The sequence below is a fragment of the Serratia sp. CY74737 genome (assembly GCF_052166775.1).
In the GTDB taxonomy this organism is placed as follows: Bacteria; Pseudomonadota; Gammaproteobacteria; order Enterobacterales; family Enterobacteriaceae; genus Serratia; species Serratia ureilytica.
The window spans coordinates 51,457-71,699 of the sequence record NZ_JBJNOF010000001.1 but is presented as its reverse complement, the minus strand read 5'-3'; the positions used below and the strand labels follow the sequence as shown (position 1 = coordinate 71,699).

General features: G+C 55.0%; 18 protein-coding genes and 2 tRNA genes. 10 read left to right on the top strand and 10 right to left on the bottom strand.

Translation table 11 applies throughout. The features are described from left to right. Position 1: 1 nt before the first annotated feature. On the bottom strand, positions 2-334 hold the full coding sequence (locus tag ACJ8PE_RS00360; protein ID WP_197792573.1) for a DUF2502 domain-containing protein: 333 nt from the start codon (positions 332-334) through the stop codon (positions 2-4). Positions 335-730: 396 nt separating this feature from the next. On the opposite strand from ACJ8PE_RS00360, the gene ACJ8PE_RS00355 reads away from it, so the two are divergent. Further along, positions 731-1,960, top strand: coding sequence for an L-lactate MFS transporter (locus ACJ8PE_RS00355; protein WP_033643939.1), 1,230 nt, complete (start codon positions 731-733; stop codon positions 1,958-1,960). Between the two features lie 70 nt (positions 1,961-2,030). On the opposite strand, the gene glk is transcribed toward ACJ8PE_RS00355, so the two are convergent. After that, a complete protein-coding gene (glk, locus tag ACJ8PE_RS00350; protein WP_197779735.1) occupies positions 2,031-2,993 on the bottom strand; it encodes a glucokinase in 963 nt (320 codons plus the stop codon). A 310-nt stretch (positions 2,994-3,303) separates the two neighbouring features. On the opposite strand from glk, the gene ACJ8PE_RS00345 reads away from it, so the two are divergent. Continuing rightward, complete coding sequence (locus ACJ8PE_RS00345) at positions 3,304-4,551, top strand: ion channel protein (protein ID WP_033643940.1); 1,248 nt, start codon at positions 3,304-3,306, stop codon at positions 4,549-4,551. On the opposite strand, the gene ACJ8PE_RS00340 is transcribed toward ACJ8PE_RS00345, so the two are convergent. Continuing rightward, positions 4,548-5,240, bottom strand: a complete 693-nt coding sequence (locus ACJ8PE_RS00340; protein WP_197792571.1) for an aspartate/glutamate racemase family protein — start codon at positions 5,238-5,240, stop codon at positions 4,548-4,550. The genes ACJ8PE_RS00345 and ACJ8PE_RS00340 overlap by 4 nt on opposite strands. A gap of 67 nt (positions 5,241-5,307) precedes the next feature. Continuing rightward, positions 5,308-5,760, bottom strand: a complete 453-nt coding sequence (locus ACJ8PE_RS00335) for a multidrug/biocide efflux PACE transporter (protein WP_016926809.1) — start codon at positions 5,758-5,760, stop codon at positions 5,308-5,310. Positions 5,761-5,856: 96 nt separating this feature from the next. Here ACJ8PE_RS00335 and ACJ8PE_RS00330 point away from each other — a divergent pair, with 96 nt between their 5' ends. Further along, entirely contained in the window at positions 5,857-6,747 is an 891-nt protein-coding gene (locus tag ACJ8PE_RS00330; RefSeq protein ID WP_033651995.1) for a LysR family transcriptional regulator, read from the top strand. Here the strand turns inward: ACJ8PE_RS00330 and ACJ8PE_RS00325 are convergent. Continuing rightward, positions 6,723-8,384, bottom strand: coding sequence for an alpha-keto acid decarboxylase family protein (locus tag ACJ8PE_RS00325; protein ID WP_197792570.1), 1,662 nt, complete (start codon positions 8,382-8,384; stop codon positions 6,723-6,725). The two genes, ACJ8PE_RS00330 and ACJ8PE_RS00325, sit on opposite strands and share 25 nt — an antisense overlap. A 189-nt stretch (positions 8,385-8,573) precedes the next feature. Here ACJ8PE_RS00325 and mgrA point away from each other — a divergent pair, with 189 nt between their 5' ends. Next, positions 8,574-9,563: an L-glyceraldehyde 3-phosphate reductase gene (gene mgrA, locus ACJ8PE_RS00320; RefSeq protein ID WP_442536689.1), complete on the top strand. Its 990-nt coding sequence runs from the start codon at positions 8,574-8,576 to the stop codon at positions 9,561-9,563. Here mgrA and ACJ8PE_RS00315 read toward each other — a convergent pair. Then, positions 9,555-9,788, bottom strand: coding sequence for a hypothetical protein (locus ACJ8PE_RS00315; protein ID WP_197761689.1), 234 nt, complete (start codon positions 9,786-9,788; stop codon positions 9,555-9,557). The genes mgrA and ACJ8PE_RS00315 overlap by 9 nt on opposite strands. On the opposite strand from ACJ8PE_RS00315, the gene ACJ8PE_RS00310 reads away from it, so the two are divergent. Continuing rightward, entirely contained in the window at positions 9,787-10,197 is a 411-nt protein-coding gene (locus ACJ8PE_RS00310; RefSeq protein WP_046896266.1) for a DUF2502 domain-containing protein, read from the top strand. The two genes, ACJ8PE_RS00315 and ACJ8PE_RS00310, sit on opposite strands and share 2 nt — an antisense overlap. 41 nt (positions 10,198-10,238) lie before the next feature. Here ACJ8PE_RS00310 and ACJ8PE_RS00305 read toward each other — a convergent pair whose 3' ends face one another. Continuing rightward, positions 10,239-11,474: an Nramp family divalent metal transporter gene (locus ACJ8PE_RS00305; protein ID WP_046896265.1), complete on the bottom strand. Its 1,236-nt coding sequence runs from the start codon at positions 11,472-11,474 to the stop codon at positions 10,239-10,241. 377 nt (positions 11,475-11,851) lie between these two features. On the opposite strand from ACJ8PE_RS00305, the gene ACJ8PE_RS00300 reads away from it, so the two are divergent. Next, a complete protein-coding gene (locus ACJ8PE_RS00300; RefSeq protein WP_004936373.1) occupies positions 11,852-13,039 on the top strand; it encodes a NupC/NupG family nucleoside CNT transporter in 1,188 nt (395 codons plus the stop codon). Positions 13,040-13,337: 298 nt separating this feature from the next. On the opposite strand, the gene ACJ8PE_RS00295 is transcribed toward ACJ8PE_RS00300, so the two are convergent. Next, positions 13,338-14,402: an FAD-dependent oxidoreductase gene (locus tag ACJ8PE_RS00295; protein ID WP_197761687.1), complete on the bottom strand. Its 1,065-nt coding sequence runs from the start codon at positions 14,400-14,402 to the stop codon at positions 13,338-13,340. Positions 14,403-14,875: 473 nt separating this feature from the next. Between ACJ8PE_RS00295 and ACJ8PE_RS00290 the strand changes: the two genes are divergently transcribed. From ACJ8PE_RS00290 to ACJ8PE_RS00275, 4 genes are all read left to right on the top strand, one after another. Continuing rightward, complete coding sequence (locus ACJ8PE_RS00290) at positions 14,876-15,412, top strand: fimbrial protein (RefSeq protein ID WP_033648118.1); 537 nt, start codon at positions 14,876-14,878, stop codon at positions 15,410-15,412. A gap of 27 nt (positions 15,413-15,439) precedes the next feature. Then, on the top strand, positions 15,440-16,162 hold the full coding sequence (locus ACJ8PE_RS00285; RefSeq protein WP_053056854.1) for a fimbrial biogenesis chaperone: 723 nt from the start codon (positions 15,440-15,442) through the stop codon (positions 16,160-16,162). Positions 16,163-16,183: 21 nt separating this feature from the next. Continuing rightward, positions 16,184-18,652, top strand: coding sequence for a fimbria/pilus outer membrane usher protein (locus ACJ8PE_RS00280; RefSeq protein ID WP_197779720.1), 2,469 nt, complete (start codon positions 16,184-16,186; stop codon positions 18,650-18,652). A gap of 114 nt (positions 18,653-18,766) precedes the next feature. Continuing rightward, positions 18,767-19,747, top strand: coding sequence for a fimbrial protein (locus tag ACJ8PE_RS00275; protein WP_197761683.1), 981 nt, complete (start codon positions 18,767-18,769; stop codon positions 19,745-19,747). Between the two features lie 161 nt (positions 19,748-19,908). Here ACJ8PE_RS00275 and ACJ8PE_RS00270 read toward each other — a convergent pair. Both ACJ8PE_RS00270 and ACJ8PE_RS00265 read right to left on the bottom strand, forming a co-directional pair. Next, positions 19,909-19,984: transfer RNA gene (locus ACJ8PE_RS00270), tRNA-Ala, on the bottom strand. 60 nt (positions 19,985-20,044) lie between these two features. Continuing rightward, positions 20,045-20,120 (bottom strand) — tRNA-Ala (locus ACJ8PE_RS00265). Between the last annotated feature and the right edge of the window lie 123 nt (positions 20,121-20,243).

Below are 20,243 nucleotides of genomic sequence, written 5' to 3'. Positions count from 1 at the left end.
CTTACCAGCGCGGGCCCGGACGGTAGTAATACCCCGGCGGCGGCGGTGGCGGCATGCGGTAATGCGGCCGGTCGCGCCAGTCGCGCCGCGGCGGCCCGTAGTAAATAATCCGGGGCGGCGGGCCGTAATAGTACCCGCGCGGGCGTTCATACCGGCGGTGATCGGCCCACCAGCGCGGATCGCGCCAGCGATAGCCGTCCCAGTAATGGCCGCGATTGTCGCGATCGCCGATATGCAACGACAGGCCAGGCACGTTCACGCCGATGGAGACGTCGGCCTGGCTCGCCAGCGGCAGCGCCAGCAGCGCAGCCAGTAACAACAGCGTTTTTTTCATTTCATGGCTCCTGCAGAGCGGACCTTGTCCGATCGCAGATAACATAGCCCCGCGCTCACCGCCGCTCTATAGGCGCAATGCCGATTTACGCCTTTCAGACGCATCCTTCACAATTCCACCACAATCGTTCACCGGCGATTAACAATAAATCGTTGATATCTTTGATGTAGATCACGTGTCATCCCCGGCATTTCACGGGCTTTCAGGCGCAAAAACGGCAACTCACGCCGCATAACATGCATTTCATTCCTTCCGTCATGCAACTCATTCCCGATCCGCCGCCCGCCACAGGGGCCGGCCATATAATAAGCCCATACCGCGGGAACGCTGATTCACCCCGCAAATTTCAGCCAACGGCTCACGCCCGGCAACGCACACACAGGAAGGAGACCGGCCATGAACACCAAACCGGCAAATCGCAGCTTAATCGTTCTCGGCACCATCATCTGTCAGATGGGTCTGGGCACCATCTACACCTGGAGCCTGTTCAACCAGCCGCTGGTCGACAAGTTCCACTGGGGGCTGGCGGACGTCGCCACCACCTTCTCCATCACCAGCTTCTTCCTGGCCTTCGCCACGCTGTTCGCCGGTAAGCTGCAAGAACGCTTCGGCATCCGCAACCTGACGCTGTGCTCCGGCATCCTGGTCGGCCTGGGCCTGATCGCCAGCGCTCACGTCAGCTCTCTCGACATGATCTACCTGCTGGCCGGCGTGGTGGTGGGCTTTGCGGTCGGTATCGCCTACATCTCCACCCTGTCCAACCTGATCAAATGGTTCCCGGCCAACAAAGGTCTGATTTCCGGCATCTCCGTCGGCGCCTTCGGCAGCGGCAGCCTGCTGTTCAAATACGTCAACGCCGCCCTGATCGCCGACGTCGGCGTTTCCGGCGCCTTCTTCTACTGGGGTGCCATCGTGATGGGCCTGATCGTCGTCGGCTCCCTGCTGCTGAAAGAGCCGGTGCTGGCGACCAACGCCGCACAGCCAGGCGCCAACGGTCTGGGCAACGACTTCAGCGTGCGCCAGATGCTGGCCACCAAAGAAGCCTACCTGCTGTTCACCATCTTCTTTGCCGCCTGCATGAGCGGTCTGTATCTGATTGGCATCGTGAAAGACATGGGCGTTCAACTGGCCGGGATGGACTTGGCCACCGCCGCCAACACCGTGTCCGCCGTCGCCATCTTCAACACCGCCGGCCGCATCATCCTGGGGACGCTGTCCGATAAAGTGGGCCGTATGCGCGTCATCAGCTTCACCATGCTGGTTACCGTGCTGGCGATTGTCGCCCTGAGCTTCATGACCCTGAACCACACGCTGTTCTTCATCTGCGTCGGCGCAGTGGCCTTCTGCTTCGGCGGCAACATCACCGTGTTCCCGGCGATTGTCGGCGACTTCTTCGGTCTGAAAAACCACAGCAAGAACTACGGCATCATCTACCAGGGCTTCGGCCTGGGCGCGCTGGCCGGTTCGTTCGTCGCCAAATACTTCGGCGGCTTCCACGCCACCTTCATGGTGATTGGCGTCCTGTCCGCCGCCTCCTTGCTGATTACGCTGTTCATCAAAGCGCCGAAAGCCGTGGAAGTGGAAAGCGAAGAAACGGCACAGGCGGCAGAGCTGGCCAAAGCCTGATACCCCGCGAAAACGACAAGGGGCGCAACCTGCGGGTTGCGCCCCTTTTTTTATCATGCCGCCACGTTGCTTACAGCTGCATGCCCAGCGTCTGGCGCAGATGCGCGCCGGCTCCCAGCAGGCCCGGTTGGCCATGGGTTATCATGAACACCGGAATGTCTCGCACATAGTCACGAAAACGCCCTTTATCTTCGAAGGCGGCGCGGAAGCCCGAGGACTTGAAGAATTCCATAAAGCGCGGCACGATGCCGCCGGCGATGTACACGCCGCCAAAGGTGCCCAGATTCAGCGCAAGGTTGCCGCCGAAGCGCCCCATGATCACGCAAAACAGCGACAGCGCACGGCGGCAGTCGATGCAGCTGTCGGCCAGCGCCCGCTCGGTAATGTCCTTCGGCTCCAGTTTCTCCGGCAGGCGGTTGTCCGCCTTGACGATGGCGCGATACAGGTTGACCAGGCCCGGTCCGGACAGCACGCGCTCGGCGGAAACGTGCCCCACTTCACCGCGCAGCACCTCCAGAATAATGTCTTCTTCTTCGCTATTCGGTGCGAAATCGACATGGCCGCCCTCGCCCGGCAGGCTGACCCAGCGGCGATCGACCTGCACCAGGTGGGCAACACCCAGCCCGGTGCCGGCGCCGTACACCGCGATCGGTTTGCCCGGCTGCGCATCGCCGCCGCCAAACTGCAGCACGTCATCAGGTGAAAGCATCGGGATCGCCATCGAAACGGCGGTGAAATCATTGATCACTTCCAGGTGGCTCAGCCCCAGGCTGGCCTTCATCGCTTGGATCGAGAACGCCCAGCTGTGGTTGGTCATCGCGACCCAGTCTTCCGTCACCGGGCAGGCGATCGCGATACAGGCGTCCTGCACCTCGATATCGCACGCTTTCAGGTATTGGCGGATCACCGCCTCCAGACTGTCAAACTCCAGGCCGGAATAGGTTTTCGCCTGGGTAATTTCACCCGTCGCAACAGTGCACAACGCCAGGCGGGCATTGGTGCCGCCAACATCACCCACGAGGGCATAGGTCATTGATTTCGTCTCCGCAAAATGAAAAATAAAAAGCTGCCCACACTGTAAAATCCTGCTGCGAAAACAACAATCACCCGCCTCGGATCTGCACCCCAATAGCGATCCGGATCACAAAAAACGTTTCAGCTGGCCCGCCAAGCCGCGATTTGAAACAAATTGCGGCAAAAAACGCGCCGCCGCGACTGTTAACCGTCATCGACGCCGGGCAATATCAATGCGTGCCTGCTCGCCGATAGTCTGGCAAGCTGTGGTCACTGTCCAACCACCCGCTCTCCCTGCCCTGCATGGAGGCATCGACAAGGGATTATCCATGCTGCATCCGCGCGCCAATGCCATGTTGGCCTTTGCTTTGCCTGCGCTGATTATCGGTTCCGCCTCCAGTCTGGTGCTGCTGTTGATGATGAAAGTCGCCGCTACGCTGCAGCAATGGCTGTGGGTGACGCTGCCCGACGCACTGAGCCTGGACGCCCAGGCACCCTGGTGGCCGCTCGGCATGCTGACGCTGACCGGCGTGGCGGTCGGCCTGATCGTGCGCTACATGCCGGGCCATGCCGGGCCGGATCCGGCGACGGAATCACTGATCGGCATGCCGCTGCCGCTCTCCGCCCTGCCGGGGCTGGGATTGGCGCTGATCGTCGGCCTGGCCGGCGGCGTCAGCCTGGGGCCGGAGAACCCGATCACCGCCATCAATATCGCGCTGGTGGCGGCGGCGGGGGCGCGCCTGCTGCCTAAAGTGCCGCGCATGGACTGGATCATCCTGGCGGCCGCGGGCACCATCGGCGCGATGTTCGGCACGCCGGTCGCCGCCGCGCTGATCTTCTCGCAAACCCTGGCGGGCAATAACGAAACGCCGCTGTGGGATCGGCTGTTCGCCCCGCTCGTGGCCGCCGCAGCCGGCGCGGTCACCACCCAGCTGTTCTTCGTGCCCAATTTCGCCCTGCAGCTCGACGCCTATGACGTAACCCGGCTGCCGGACATCTTCAGCGGCGCCATCGTGGCGCTGATCGCCATCGCGCTCGGCATGGTGGCGCTGTGGTGCTTCCCGCACGTGCACCGTCTGTTCCATTCGATGAAGAATCCGGTGTTGATGCTAGGACTGGGGGGCTTTGTGCTGGGCCTGCTGGCGCTGGTGGGCGGAGAGATTACCCTGTTCAAAGGGCTGGATGAAATGAAGCGCCTCGCGGCAGACGGCAACTATTCGGTGCCGGCGCTGTTGGCCGTTACCCTGACCAAGCTGGCGGCGCTGGTGATCGCCGCCGCCTGCGGCTTTCGCGGCGGGCGCATCTTCCCGGCGGTGTTCGTCGGGGTGGCGCTGGGGCTGATGCTGCACCAGCACGTTCCGGCGGTGCCGGCGGCGATCACGGTCTCCTGCGCCATCATGGGGCTGGTGCTGGTGGTAACGCGCGACGGCTGGCTCAGCCTGTTTATGGCGGTGGCGGTGGTGCCGGATCTGCACCTGTTGCCGATCTTGTGCATCGTGATGCTGCCCGCCTGGCTGGCGCTGGCGGGCAAACCCTTGATGCTGGTGAACCGCCGGCAACCGCCGCACGACGATTAGGCCAGCGCGAACGCCGCGGCGGCGCGAGCGTGGATCGCGGTGGTGTCGAACACCGGCACCGAGGCATCCCGCTCGCTCACCAGCAACCCTATCTCGGTGCAGCCGAAAATAATCCCCTGCGCGCCCTGTTGTTCCAGATCGCTGATGATCCGGCGATACTCGTCGCGCGAGGCGTCGCGAATTTTGCCGAGGCAGAGTTCGTCATAGATGATGCGGTGCACGATGTCACGATCGGCGCTGATCGGCGTCACCACATCGATGCCGTGCAATTCCTGCAGGCGGCCGCGGTAGAAGGTCTGCTCCATGGTAAAACGCGTGCCCAGCAGCCCGACGCGGCGAATGTTTTTCTCCCGCACCTGCAGCGCCGTGGCGTCGGCGATGTGAATCAGCGGCAGGCCGCTGGCCTGCTCGACCGCCTCCGACACCTTGTGCATGGTGTTGGTGCAGATCACGATAGCTTCGGCGCCGGCGGCGCGCAAAGCCACGGCGGCGGCGGCCAGCAGCCGGCCGGCGCCATCCCAATCGCCCTGGTGCTGCAAGCGTTCAACCTCCTGAAAATCGACGCTGTAGAGCACGATTTTGGCCGAATGCAGCCCGCCGAGGCGCGCCTTTACCTGCTCGTTGATGGTGCGGTAATACGGAATGGTGGATTCCCAACTCATGCCACCCAGCAGACCCAACACTTTCATCCTTCATTCCTCAGTATTTTCCGACGATCCTCTGACCTTACCTGAGAATCGCCGGGCTGACGACGCCTTATTTGGCGCCGGAATTGATCGGCTGGCGCGCTTCGAACCAGCGCTGGCGCAGCGTGTCGTACAGCCAGTTGTAGGCCATGGTGTACGGCAGGAAGAACAGGAAGAAACCGATTTCCAGCATAAACGCCTGCGCCCAGGAAATGCTCAGCATCCAGGCGGCGATCGGCACGCCGATCAGAATAAAACCGGCTTCAAAGCCGACGGCGTGCAGCGCACGCACCTTCAGGTTACGCACCACCCGGCTGACCGGCCACAGGCGGTCGAACACCGTGTTGTAAACCATGTTCCACAGCATCGCGACGGTGGACAGCATCACCGCCAACGCACCGACCTGCACCATTGAGCGGTTCAGCAGCCACGCGCCCAGCGGGGCGCAAACCATCACGGCGATGGCCTCGAAACCGACGGCGTGGACGATACGTTCAATGAGAGACTTGTTTTGCAGTTGCATACATCACCTTTTTTTCAACAGTTGTTGCGAAAGCCAGGTGATTATCATCGCTTTTTTGGGTAGATTAAAAATGGGTTCCATCGATAAAGTAGATATATGCACTATTCACCGGAAGCGTTACAGGCGTTCGTTGAAGCCGCCGCCCTCGGCTCATTTTCCGCCGCCGCGCGCAAGCTGCGCAAAAGCCAATCCACCGTCAGCACCGCCATCGCCAATCTGGAAGCCGACCTGGCATTGACGCTGTTCGATCGCAGCGCGCGCCAACCGGTGCTCACCGCCGCCGGCCGCAAGGTGCTGGGGCACGTGCAGGAGATCCTCGCCGCCAGCGAGCGACTCGACGCGCTGAGCATTCAGCTGGCGGGCAATGTCGAACCGCGCCTGAGCATGGTATTTTCCGATACCTATCAACCGAAGCATCACGACAGCCTGATGCAGCGGTTTGAACAACGTTACCCGGAGATTGAGCTGGAATGGATGATCGCCGAGGAAGGCGACGTTATCGATCTGCTGCAAAGCGGCCGCGCGCATTTGGGCATGGTGGAAGTGCAAAAACGTTATCCGCCGGATATCGCCTTCTCCCGCCTGCCTGAGCAGACCGAAATGGGGTTGTTCGTCGCGCATGGGCATCCGCTGGCGCAGGTCGCCGCGCCGACCCCGGAGCAATTATCCAGCACTCGTCAGCTGATCCTGAACACTTACACCGGCGCCGAAGCGGCCAGACAAGGCGGGCTGGTCTGGTCGGCGCCCAGCTATCTGCTGTTGCTCGAGATGGCGGAACAGGGATTCGGTTGGGCGGTGCTGCCGCACTGGCTGGTGCAACAATACGGCCACGGCAGGCTCACCCAGCTGCGCCCGCGCGGTTGGCCCAAACTGATTTCTGTGGATGCGGTATGGTCCAAACTGACCCCGCCGGGCCCGGCGGGGTACTGGATGCTGGAGCGATTGCTGGAAGACGACGCGGCTCAGGCGGCGGCGTTGCGCGACTGAATGACGCGCGAGATCGTATCGAGCAGTTCGGGAATATCCATCTTCGGCAGCATCACTTCGATGAAAGCCAGCCGGTCGCCCTGCGCCGCCTCACTCAGCGCCTGGCGCAGCGCCTCCGGCTGACTGACCCGTAACGCTGTCACCGGCCGCCCACCGGCCAATGCCGTTGGCAGCTGCGTCCAGTTCCACCGGGCGATGTCGTTGTAACTCTGCTCCGGCCCGTGGATAGCGCGTTCAATCGTGTAGCCCTGATTATTCAGCACGAAGATCACCGGTTTAAGCCCGTCGCGCAGCATCGATCCCAGCTCCTGCACGGTCAATTGCGCGGCGCCGTCGCCGATCAACAGCACCACCCGGCGCTGTGGTTCGGCGGTTTGCACCCCGAAGGTCGCCGGTAAGGTATAGCCGATCGAGCCCCAGAGCGACTGCACGATCATCCGGCTGCCACGCGGCAGCGTCAAGGTCGCGGCGCCGAAACAGGCCGTGCCCTGCTCGGCCAGCACGATATCCCCCGGCCGCAGGAAATCCTGTATCTGCCGCCAGAAGGCGTGCTGATCCAACCCTTCCCCATCGCCTTCCGGCATCGCCGGACGGCCGATCGTCGGCAACGGCCAGCGCGACGCCAGCGACAGAGTCAGGCGGCGCAGCGCCTGCACGGCGGCGCACATCGGGATGCGGCTGAACCGTTGACGACCGACCCAGGCTTCGAACGGTTGGATATCGATGCATTTTTCCGCCGGCAGATGATGCGTGAATCCTCCGGTAATGGTGTCGGTGAGACGCACGCCAACGGTGATCACGACATCGGCATTTTCAATCAGCGCTTTGGTCGCCGCAGCGCTGGCGCCGCCGCTGTAGGTGCCGACAAAACCGTCGCGGTTCTCATCCAGCACGCCCTTGCCGAGCAGCAGCGTGGCGTGCGGGATAGCCACCTCCTGCATCCAGTTATCCAGCGCCGTTTCAACACCAAAGCGGTCCGCCAGAAAGTCCGCCAGCAATGACACTTGCCGCGCCGATTGCAGCTTTTCACGCGCTGCGGCGATAAACGCCTGCAATGCGCTTCGCGACAGCCTGGCCTGGCGCAGCATCAGCGGCGCCGGTTTAGCCGGCAACGGCGCTTCCGCTACGTCGCTGGGCAGCATCAGATAAACCGGACGATGCTCCAGCAAGGCGGCGTCGATCAGGCGGTCAATCTCCCTGGCGGCGTTGTCGGCGGTCAGATTGGCCTGTGCGACGCTGACTTCTTTGGCTATCCGCGCAAAGTGAGTGAAGTCGCCATCGCCCAGCGAATGGTGCAGCAAATCGCCGGCGCGCTGGGCACGCTGCGCCGGTGTGCCCACCACGTGGATCACCGGCAGGTATTCGGCATAACTGCCGGCCACGCCGTTCAGCGCGCTCAGCTCCCCGACGCCGAAGGTGGTGAGCAGCGCCGCCGCCGGTTTGCAACGCGCATAGCCGTCGGCGGCGTAGGCGGCGTTGAGTTCGTTGGCGCAGCCTACCCAGGTGATTTGCGGATGAGCGATGACGTGATCGAGGAATTGCAGGTTGTAATCCCCCGGCACGCCGAAGACGTGGCGGATGCCAATCTGGGCCAGACGATCGAGCAGATAATCGGCCACCGTGTAGATCTGAGTCATGATCATCACCTGTCTGCAGCTGAAGCGATTATCTTTAAGTATCGAAGATGACGGTTAATTTTCGAACAGCGCTTTCCGTGTCGAGCGGCAACCTGGCGTTACATGCCGGCGCTGTGATCGCTCCCCCGGCAGCGCGGTGTGAAAGCGTATACACTCAAAGCACTTCACCTCCCGCCGACAAGGATAACTATGTCCTACCAAGCCTCCCCTACGCGTTATCAAGATATGGAATACCGGCGCTGCGGCCGCAGCGGGCTGAAGCTGCCCGCCGTCTCGCTCGGGCTGTGGCACAACTTCGGCGACGCCACGCTGTACGACAACGCCCGCGGCCTGATCCGCTGCGCCTTCGATCGCGGCATTACCCATTTCGATTTGGCCAATAACTACGGCCCGCCGCCCGGCGCCGCCGAGGAGAACTTTGGCCGCATACTCAACGCCGATCTGCGGGCCTGGCGCGATGAGCTGATCGTCTCGTCCAAAGCCGGTTACACCATGTGGCCCGGCCCCTACGGCGATTGGGGCTCGAAAAAGTACCTGGTCGCCAGCCTCGATCAGAGCCTGAAGCGCATGGGGCTGGAGTATGTAGATATCTTTTATCACCACCGGCCGGACCCGGACACGCCGCTGGAAGAAACCATGGCGGCGCTGGATCTGTTGGTGCGCCAGGGCAAAGCGCTGTATGTCGGTTTGTCCAACTACCCGGCCGAGCGCGCGCGCCAGGCGTTCGACATCCTGCAGCGGCTCGGTACGCCGTGCGTGATCCACCAGCCCAAGTATTCGATGTTTGAACGCGGGCCGGAGGCGGAATTGCTGGATACGCTGGCGGATCATGGCGTCGGCGCGATCGCCTTCTCCCCGCTGGCGGGCGGCCTGCTGACCGATCGTTATCTGCACGGCGTCCCGCAAGATTCCCGCGCCGCCAGCGGCAGCCGTTTCCTGCAGCCGGAACAGCTGACCGCCGACCGACTGGACAAGGTGCGCCGCCTCGATGCGCTGGCGCGGCAACGCGGGCAGAAGCTGTCGCAGATGGCGCTGGCCTGGGTGCTGCGCGGCGATCGCGTCACCTCGGTGCTGATCGGCGCCAGCAAGACTGCGCAGATAGAAGACGCGGTGGGCATGCTGGCCAATCGTCACTTCACTGAAGAAGAGCTTGCGCAGATCGAGAACATTTTATTGTAATCGCTTACAAATCCCGCCGCTCAATTGAGCGGCGATGCCCCAGAAAACTCTCAAATCTCGGCCTCCGGCACCCTTTTCAGAGTGGCTCTCAGATTCAACCCCATGCGCCGGCGCTATGATGCCGATATTGCAGTAAAAATAACGATAAGGCCGTTTTTTAAACTGATGAACGCGCTTCATAAAGTGATCAACGGCCAGGCCGCGCAAGCGGAAAGGAGAAGTCATGTTTAAACCTCTGCTCTTGGCCGCCATCTTGGCGGCGACGGTACTGCCCGCCGCACAGCAGGCGCACGCCGAAGGGATCAGCATCGATCTGATGCCGGGCGTTTCATTGCGCATCGGCGATCAGGACAATCGCGGCCGTTACTGGGACGGTTACGACTGGCGCGATCGCGACTGGTGGCAAGGCCATCAGGGACGCTATCTCGGCGATCGCAGCCCGCGCGGCTATTACTGGGATGGCTATCGCTGGCGCGACCGCGACTACTGGCGCAAATATTACTACTCGCGCGACGGGCGCTATTACAAATGCGACCATCATTGCGACAAGCATTACTGGAAGAAAGAGAAAAAACACCACCACGATCATGACCGCGATCGCTGGCGCCGCCACGGCGATGACGACCGCGATTAACGACAACGGGCCGGCGCAACGCCGGCCCGCACTGTTTTCGCCTACAGCACACTGCCGATCAGCAAGTAGCCATTCAACCCCACCACCACCAACACGATCAGCTTGCCCAGGTTTTGCACCACGGGGCCGTTAACCATCTCCCCCATCAGCGCCCGATTGCCGGTGAAAGCCAGCAGCGGCACCAGCGCCAGCGCAATGCCGAAGCTGAGCAGCACCTGGCTCAATACCAGAATGCGCGTGGCGTCCATTCCCAGCATGATGACGATAAACGACGGCAGCATGGTCACCGCGCGGCGCAGCCACAGCGGGATATGGAAATGCACGAACCCTTGCATAACCACCTGCCCCGCCAGCGTGCCCACCACGGTGGAAGAAAGACCGGCGGCCACCAGGCTCAGGCCAAACACGGTGGCGGCGGCTTGCCCGAGCAGCGGTTGCAGCGTCAGATAGGCCACGTCAAGATCGGCGATGCCGCTGTGGCCGCTGAAATGAAACGCGGCGGCGGCAGTGGCCATCATCGCCAGGTTAACGAAACCGGCGATGGTCATGGCGACGGCGACGTCGACTTTGGTGGCAGCATAGCGCTCCGCCTTATCGTGCTCACCGCCAACTTGGGTGAGCGACGAATGCAGATAGATCACGTGCGGCATGATGGTGGCACCCAATACCCCGGCGGCCAGGAATACCGCGTCGCCGTTGGGCAAATCGGGCAACGCCATGCCTTTCAGCAGCGGCGCAAGCTGCGGCTGGGAAAACGCCAGCTCGACGATGTAAGCGGCGGCGACGAACAGCAGCAGGCCGCCGATCACCCATTCCAGCGGCTTTTGTCCACGCTTTTGCAGCATCAGAATTAAAAAGGTGGCGATGCCGGTCAGCACCGCGCCCTGCAACAAGGAGACGCCGAGCAGCAGTTTGAAGCCGATCGCCGCGCCGATGAATTCGGCCAGATCGGTCGCCATGGCGATAATCTCCGCCTGAACCCAATAGGCCCATACCGCCGGCCGCGGAAAGCGATCGCGAATATGCTCGGCCAGATTTTTTCCGGTGGCGATCCCCAGCTTGGCGGACAACAGCTGGATCAGCATCGCCATCACGTTGGCCCAGACCACGACCCACAACAGGCTATAGCCAAACGAGGCGCCGGCCTGGATATTGGTGGCGAAGTTGCCGGGGTCGATGTAGCCGATAGCGGCGATGAAGGCGGGCCCCATCAGCGAGAGTTTGATTTTTCTGGCGGAGCGACCGGAGGTGGTTTCAACCACGCGACTGTTCAGCATATGTTGAACCCTTACTGAAATTACGTTTATCTCCACTCTATATAAATGATAATAATTATCAAGCGCATTTAGAGTGGTAAAACTTATCTCTGCAATAGCCAACATTAACGGTTTTATCGAAGGGTTCGACACCGTACTTGCCGATTTCCGTGCTTTTGGGTTGGGATTTTGGCTGCAATACCCCTGAAAGACAGGTTAGCACAAGAATACGAATTTCCTATGTCTGAGTTAACATCTTGATTTTTTATGCTTTTGCGCAACACTTTAGGAGAACTCCCACTATGATTTTCCATATTTGCAATAGAAGTCTCGTTTTTAAACGTAGCGTTACATAAAATGACAGCCGAAATTCAGCCTGCCTCAAATTTGGAGCAAACATGTCCCATATTGCGCACTTTGCGTTGGCGATAGTGGTGGTGGCGATCCTGGCCCTGTTGGTGTGCCGCGATCGCAAAAGCATCCGCATTCGCTATGTTATTCAATTATTAGTTATCGAAGTACTGCTGGCCTACTTTTTCCTGCATTCGGAAGCGGGTTTGGGCTTCGTAAAAGGATTCGCCGCGCTGTTTGACAAACTGCTCGGGTTTGCGGGACAAGGGACTGATTTCGTGTTCGGCGGCATGGGCGACAAAGGCCTGGCGTTCTTCTTCCTGAAGGTGCTGTGCCCGATCGTCTTCATTTCGGCGCTGATCGGTATTCTGCAGTACATCAAGGTGCTGCCGTTCATCATCCGTATTATCGGTACCGTGCTGTCGAAAGTGAACGGCATGGGCAAGCTGGAGTCGTTCAACGCCGTCAGCTCGCTGATCCTGGGCCAATCCGAAAATTTCATCGCCTACAAGGATATCCTGGGCAAGATGTCGGAAAAGCGCATGTACACCATGGCGGCGACCGCGATGTCTACGGTGTCCATGTCCATCGTCGGTGCCTACATGACCATGCTGGACGCCAAGTTCGTGGTGGCGGCGCTGGTACTGAACATGTTCAGCACCTTTATCGTGCTGTCGCTGGTCAACCCGTACGACACCAATAAAGAAGAAGAGCTGCACCTCGGCAACCTGCACGAAGGCCAGAGCTTCTTCGAAATGCTGGGTGAATACATCCTGGCCGGCTTCAAAGTAGCGATTATCGTCGCCGCGATGCTGATTGGTTTCATCGCCCTGATCGCCGCGCTTAACGGCGTGTTCAGCGCCATCTTCGGCCTGAGCTTCCAGGAAATCCTCGGCTACTTCTTCTATCCGTTCGCCTGGATCATGGGTATTCCTAAGCACGAAGCCCTGCAGGTCGGCAGCATCATGGCCACCAAGCTGGTTTCCAACGAATTCGTGGCAATGATGGAACTGCAGAAAGTCTCTGCCGAGCTGTCGCCGCGCAGCCTGGGGATCCTGTCGGTGTTCCTGGTGTCCTTCGCCAACTTCTCTTCCATCGGCATCGTGGCCGGTGCGATCAAGGGTCTGAACGAACACCAGGGCAACGTAGTGTCCCGCTTCGGTCTGAAGCTGGTCTACGGCTCTACGCTGGTCAGCATCCTGTCCGCTTCCATCGCGGGTCTGGTGCTGGGCTAAACCTGAAATTTACAGCAATGATAAGGCGCCTGCGGGCGCCTTTTTTATTATTTGCCGCACCTCTCACCTCTGCGCTGGGAAGAAATAAATCTCAGCGCCTGTTGGCATGCCAAATCATAAAGCCTTACTTGCAGTTTGTATAAAAAGAAAACACGCTAAAAAACGAATACCTTAGTTTTTAGGGCGTACTTTCCATTATATCGGTAAAATTGAACGCACGTTATTGTGAAGAAGAATGTTCACTAGCGGCTAATGATAAGATGCATCCTTACTCTGAACCGACTTTTAAAAATAAAGGCTAGTTGCTCGAATCCGTTAAAAACGCTGTGATTTCCTCAGAAATAATCGGCGACGCATTATAGTAAGAATCAACACTTTCCACGACCACGATTTTCTTGTGATCTTCACTTGAAGTCCAACATGGAACCACCGCCAAAGTCCCTTCCACATAGGAAAATGAAGAGATAATGGTAAACAACGAATCCGAAATGATATCTAACTTTCTGCGGTCGATGTAGGCACCGATATCTAAGCTTCGCGTCAAAAACTCCGCAGACTGAGGGACATGAATATCTCCTCCTACTCTGACGATCTTGCCATCAACAGAAGGGACAATCCACAAATTGAACTCCCTTTCTGTAATCATCATAGGCGAAAGCAGATTACCCACAGAGTGGGAAAGATAATAATCTCTGAATACCCGATTAACGGCAGGGCACACCTCGAAGGGTGATTCTATCTCATTGATATTATAGCCATTTGTAAACTTTATGACCGTGTCGTACATGCGTTTATTTTCATCAAAAAAAATCACGCCACTCTCGATACTGTTCAAGTCGCCAATATTTTTGTTTCTAAAAACATTGACACTGGTAAAGAAAGCCAGCTCATCCTGAAAGTAGGAAAAAATTTCTGCCGTATTTAGCAAAATGGAATCATAACTCACAAAAACAGATTTATTTTTACAGTTAAGGAAAGAGGGAAAATTGATGGATTCATCATCTCCGCCGTTTTTCACTTCATAGGGTAGATCATGCTGTTCATAGAGTCTCGCGAGGTGAGGTATTTCAGATCTTTCGACGATGCGCACCATCTTTTCTTTTCTGCCGAACTCACCGCTGGAGGAAAGAATGAATTTTTCCCACATCCATTGCGACTGGGTACATAAACGGCTGAGGCGTTGGTTATTTTCATGAATGCGTCGCCACAGACAATGATTTCCAAAGGAGGTTTTAAAGTCATCATAATCTCTGTCATCAAGGAAGAAATCGACGGAAATTCCTTTTCTGGCGCAAGCCAGCGCCGTCATCGCCGCAGTTACCCCACCGCCACCCACAATTGCGATATTTTTATTTTTTTTCATGGATAACCTCATCCAGCCGTAATGAAATAATGACAATAGTTTCTTCAAGAAAACAGCACCAATGTCAATAGATACCAACAACCAACATTAATTAGCACATTAACTATTTCGCGATTAATCAGAGGATAAAACTATTAACATCGCTAAAATTTGATATAAATTCACACCATTACAGCACAAAAAACTATTTATATAGAATTATAAACCAAAAATACAGCCATAGCCGCCCTTAACGACTGACAATTTTTTTTTCATGTAGACTGAATTTCATTAACAAACAGCACACCAAATGCGCGACACAACCAGCACAAAACACCATTTAAAAAACTAGAATCAGTTTTTTAAAGAAATCTAACATGAAAATCATGGTATCAATCACCAGAAAAAGGGGGTATTTAACATCTATTTACACATGATGGTACAAGAGTAGAAAACGTATAATTTACATACAGTTATAACACAAGGATATTTATATGAATAAGTACATGCTGAACTCATTGCTGCTTGTCGGTGTTCCTTTGGCGATGACCACCATTACCAAGGCTGCCGCGGCGGACGGCACCATTAATTTCACCGGCAATGTCACCGATCAAACCTGCACCGTAGTCGCCGGCAGCGCCAACCAAACCATTCCGATGGGCAACATCAGCGCCAAAGCATTTAAAAGTGCTGGCGATACCGCCCTGCCGACAAAGTTCAGTATTGCTTTAACCAGCTGCCCTGAAACGGTGACAAAAGCGTCGGTAAAATTCGACGGGACATATGCACAAGGCAACTCGACATTGTTGTCACTCAATTCAGAAAGCGGTGTGGCAACGGGTCTTGGCGTAGCCCTCTATGAGGCTGACGGCACCACGCAAATTCCTATGGCTTCGTTTTCTAATGCGCAGAGCGTGCAGAAAGACATCAACAACGTCTTTACCTATGTCGCTAAATATATGGCGACATCGGATAAGGTCACGGTCGGGCCGGCTAATGCCACGACACAATTTAGCATTTCATATAACTGATAAAAACAGCCTGTCAGGTCAGCAAATATGGCTGGCCTGACGGCAAAAAACATCAAGGACGCCATAATAATGAAGCTAAGTAAATATTCTTTGCTGGCAATAGTCTTTTTTTCATGCGGCGCATCGGCAAGCGTAACGCTAGCCGGTACACGTATCGTTTATGAAGAAGATAAAAAAGAGGCAAACATTTCCGTCACCAACCAGGATCACAATAGCCCGGTGCTTATTCAAACTTGGGTAGAAAGTTTCTCGCCTGAAGATAAAAAAGAGGTTCCATTTGTTGTCACCCCGCCATTATTTAGACTGGAACCAGAACAGGATAATATCATCAGAGTCATTTATTCTGGAGGAAATCTGCCACAACATAAGGAATCGATATATTGGCTGAGCGTAAGATCAATACCCTCAACCAAAAAATCAAAAGAAAACAAGTTGCTCATTACCGTACAAAATAAAATAAAGCTATTTTATCGCCCCAAAACCCTATCAAGAGATGAAGCCATAGATGCCTACAAAAAAATTCATTTCTCCTTGAAAGGAAAGACCTTAGAGGCAAAAAATCCGTCACCGTTTTACGTCTCCTTTTACTCAGTAAGCATTGATGGAAAAGAGGTAAAAGAGGTCGATATGATCGCGCCACAAAGCACGAAAAAATGGCTATTGCCACAGGAAGCTCATGGTAAAGAAATAAAATGGCAAGCCATCAATGACTATGGGGGAGTGACCCGTGCGATAAGCGCACCATTATAGTATTTGCCTGGGGATGCGAAAATGACGATGAATAACAAGGCCACCAATAAAACATCGGTGCTGTTTTTTTGTGTTCTATCTTCACCTGCGGTTTTAGCTGAAGACTACTTTGAACCCTCAGCGCTGAACAGAGATTACCAGACCATAACTGACTTATCCCACTTTAATAGTGCGCGCAGTCAATTGCCTGGTGAGTATTGGGTTGATATCTATTTGAATAATGTATTTTTCGCTAATAAAAAAGTGTCTTTCTATTATGTGGATGGTACTTTGCAGCCCCGAATCTGTCGCAGCGCTCTGGTTAACCTCGGTGTTCGCATGGACAAGCTGGAAGTAAACAATGACACCGACCTTGCCTCAACGCCTATCAGCAAGATTATTCCCGGCAGTCAGGCCAAGTTTGATTTTAATCGACAACGATTGGATTTAAATATCCCGCAAGCTTATATCGAAAATCTTCCTAGAGACTGGGTTAACCCCGCACTTTGGGATGATGGCATTCGCGCATTTTTAATGGATTACAGTTTTAGTGGTACCGAGTCATGGAAAACGAAAAATAAAAAATATAATGGAAATCAATATTTAAACTTGCGCAGTGGTTTTAACTATGATGCCTGGCGCTTCAGAAACTACTCTACCTATTCAAACCAAAGCAGTACTAAATGGAAAGGTATCAACACCTATGCCGAGCGCAGCTTTCGGGACAGCAAAAACACGCTGACCATTGGCGATAGTTCAACATCGGGCGACGTTTTTGACAGTTTTCAATTTCGCGGTCTGAAATTAGCAAGCGATCCCAGCATGTGGCCCGACAGCCAGAGAGGCTTTGCCCCGACGGTGAGAGGCATAGCGCAAAGCAATGCAGAGATCACTATAAAACAAAATGGCTATATGATTTATCAAACATATGTGCCTGCGGGGAGTTTTGAGATAACTGATATTTACCCTACCACTTCCAGCGGTGGGTTACAGGTGATCATCAAAGAAGCGGATGGCTCAGAAAGGAGTTTCTTTCAGCCTTTTTCCTCCGTTCCTATTATGCTCAGGGAGAACATGATAAGAAATGAATTCACAATGGGGGAATATCGCTCTGCGCGAAGCGCTAACCAAAAGTATAAGTTTCTACAGGCATCGACGATTTATGGTCTTAAAGATGATAAAACACTCTATGGTGGCGCCATTATTTCGGAAAAGCACCAGGGAATTTCTGCCGGCATTGGCAGCAGCCTGGGGCATTTCGGCTCCGTCTCTGCCGATGTCACTCACACCAAAAGCCGATTAGCCACAGGGCAGGATCGTAAAGGACAACAATACCGTATCCAGTACGCAAAAAATATTGAAGCAACGGGTACCAACTTTACGCTGGCCGGCTATCAATACTCGACGTCTGGCTACTTAAGTTTCTCGCAGCTCAGTGATATGAATGCCAACATTGAAAGAAACTGGCTGGCGCGCGGCGTGAAAAGAAGCCGGCTGGTTCTCAATATTAATCAGCCTATCCGTGATTTCGGCAGTCTATACATCAATGGTTACCAACAAAACTATTGGCACAGCGATGCCGTTGAACGAAATTTTCTCATGGGATTTTCCACGAACCAATCTGGAGTGAGTTACAATATTGGATTGGGCTACAACAGCGGCCGCTATACGGACAAGCCCGACAAGATCGCCACGCTTAACGTCCAGATTCCGTTAAGCAAAGGGCAATCAAACAGCTGGATGAACTATACCTCGAGCAAGAGCAGCAAAGGCAAACTCAATCAGCAATTAGGGCTAAGTGGTACCGCACTGGAAAATAACCAGCTCAGTTATAACGTCTCTGCAGCTCAAAGCGGTACTCGTGACGGCTATTCTGGCAACAGTTCGGCTTATTATCGCAGTAGATATGGTGAAATTGGCGCCGGATACAGCTTTGATAAAGATGTGCAGCGAATAAACTACAGTTTACGAGGCGGCGCCGTGGTTCATCGAAACGGCATTACACTATCCCAATCGCTGGGTGACACTATTGCTTTAGTCGAAGTGCCAAATGCACACAATGTTGAAATCATCAACAGTACCGGTGTCACCACAGATTCGCGAGGCTATGCCGTGGTACCTTATATCAACAGTTATCATAAGAATCGAATTAATTTAAACCCGCAGTCCTTTGATGACTCAGTAGAAATAGAGAACAATAGCCAAACCGTCATCCCGACGAAAGGCGCCATTGTTGTCGCCAACTTTGCATCTAACATAGGAAACCGAATTATTTTCAAAGTACATCATCGTGGGACGGAAATTCCTTTCGGCGCCGTTGCCACATTGCGCGGCGACCCAGCGAAATCAGGTATCGTCGGCAATAATAACGCGGTCTATATGAGCGGCATGCCAGACGCTGGAACAATAACATTGCGTTGGGGAGCAGGAGGAAGCTGCCAGGGAAGTTACAGTATAGAGCCTAACGATTCTGCCTCAAGAGTTAAGCAGATTAGCTTGCAATGTGAATAAGATAAACACGATAAATCACTATCGCTTGCTTTATTAAATTTTTAGAGCATGGTAGCCCGTAATAAGCAGATTAATAAATCATTTGCGAGAGAATAATCGCCAAAGGACATCAGCATGACGACATCAAGGCTAATCACAGCCGCACATATCGCCAAAGCAGTAAGCATTCTGATCTTATTATTTTCCTGTTCAGCCAGGGGAGATGGTGATTGCCGTGTAATATGGCACAATCCACTACGGATCGAGCAATCCGGTATTACCGTCCCGGCCAGCGCCAAAATCGGCGATCTTATCGGCCAGGGAGAATCTAACTTCGCAGTAAAACTGGTGGAAAACAACACAGGATTTTCCTTAGGTGAGCGAGGAGATTTGGTGATGCAACCCTTCACCGGTCTAACGGCGACAGACTTAAAGTACAATGGCATCACTGTCTATCAAACGAGTTGGAAGGGTGTCGGTATTGCCATGTCGCTTAATGATAAACCGGGCCTCATCGAGTTTTATGGTCCCCGCGAGACGCCTATCGGCTATATCCTAGGCGCTAACTTTAAGCATTATCTGATAAAGACCGGCGACATACAGCCAGGCACCATGCCCTCGTTCGCTTCTTTCTTTTTCAACTATGCTTGCTTAAGAGCCTCAAATGCCAGGAGATTGGGCCACATTTATTATCCTGCCGTTAATATTGCCGTAGAGGGCTGTCGCCTGAACACGCCGTCGAAACAGGTTATTTTAGACAAGGTTAATCGGCGAGTATTTTCCGGTCCTGGCAGCGTGGCAGGAAATACCCCCTTCAGCATCGCCCTGGAGTGCAATGCCAACACAAAAGTTGATTTGGAAATACGCGGGGAAACGGTTAATGGCTATCATCAAGTTTTGGCGATTACGCCCTCCAAAGAGGCCGCCAACGGCGTCGGCCTGCAGATTCTGCACAACGGCATTCCCTTTGAACTGGGTTCCGCAACCAACGTATTAAGCGAGACATTGGTAGGGATAAATGAAATCCCACTCAGCGTACAATATTACCAAACGGAAGAAAAAATCACGCCGGGCGAAGTCAATGCGGTGGCTCAATTCACCGTGTCATATCGCTAGTTTTATTATTGTTCTAACACGCCGGTGCAAGACCCGGCTGGAAGACTGGTATCCCCTCTCGATGACATCGGGAGGTCTATTTCCGCACGAAAGTAAGACTCCCATGCCCATAGAAATGGTTAAAAGCAAAAAGCCGACCCTAAGGTCGGCTTTTCAAATGGTGGTGGAGCTAGACGGGATCGAACCGTCGACCTCTTGCATGCCATGCAAGCGCTCTCCCAGCTGAGCTATAGCCCCACAAAAGTGGTACGCGTTGACCGGCGTTACGGCATTCCCCAACCTCTCTGAGAAGAAGGTTGGTGGAGCTAGACGGGATCGAACCGTCGACCTCTTGCATGCCATGCAAGCGCTCTCCCAGCTGAGCTATAGCCCCGTTCCACAATCACTTTGTGCTGTGAACGGGGCGCATAATATGAAACCCGCTCAAAGCTGTCAACGGCTAAATTGAATTACTGAATCAAGCGTTGAAAAAGCCGCCAAATCAGCATCTTTGGCG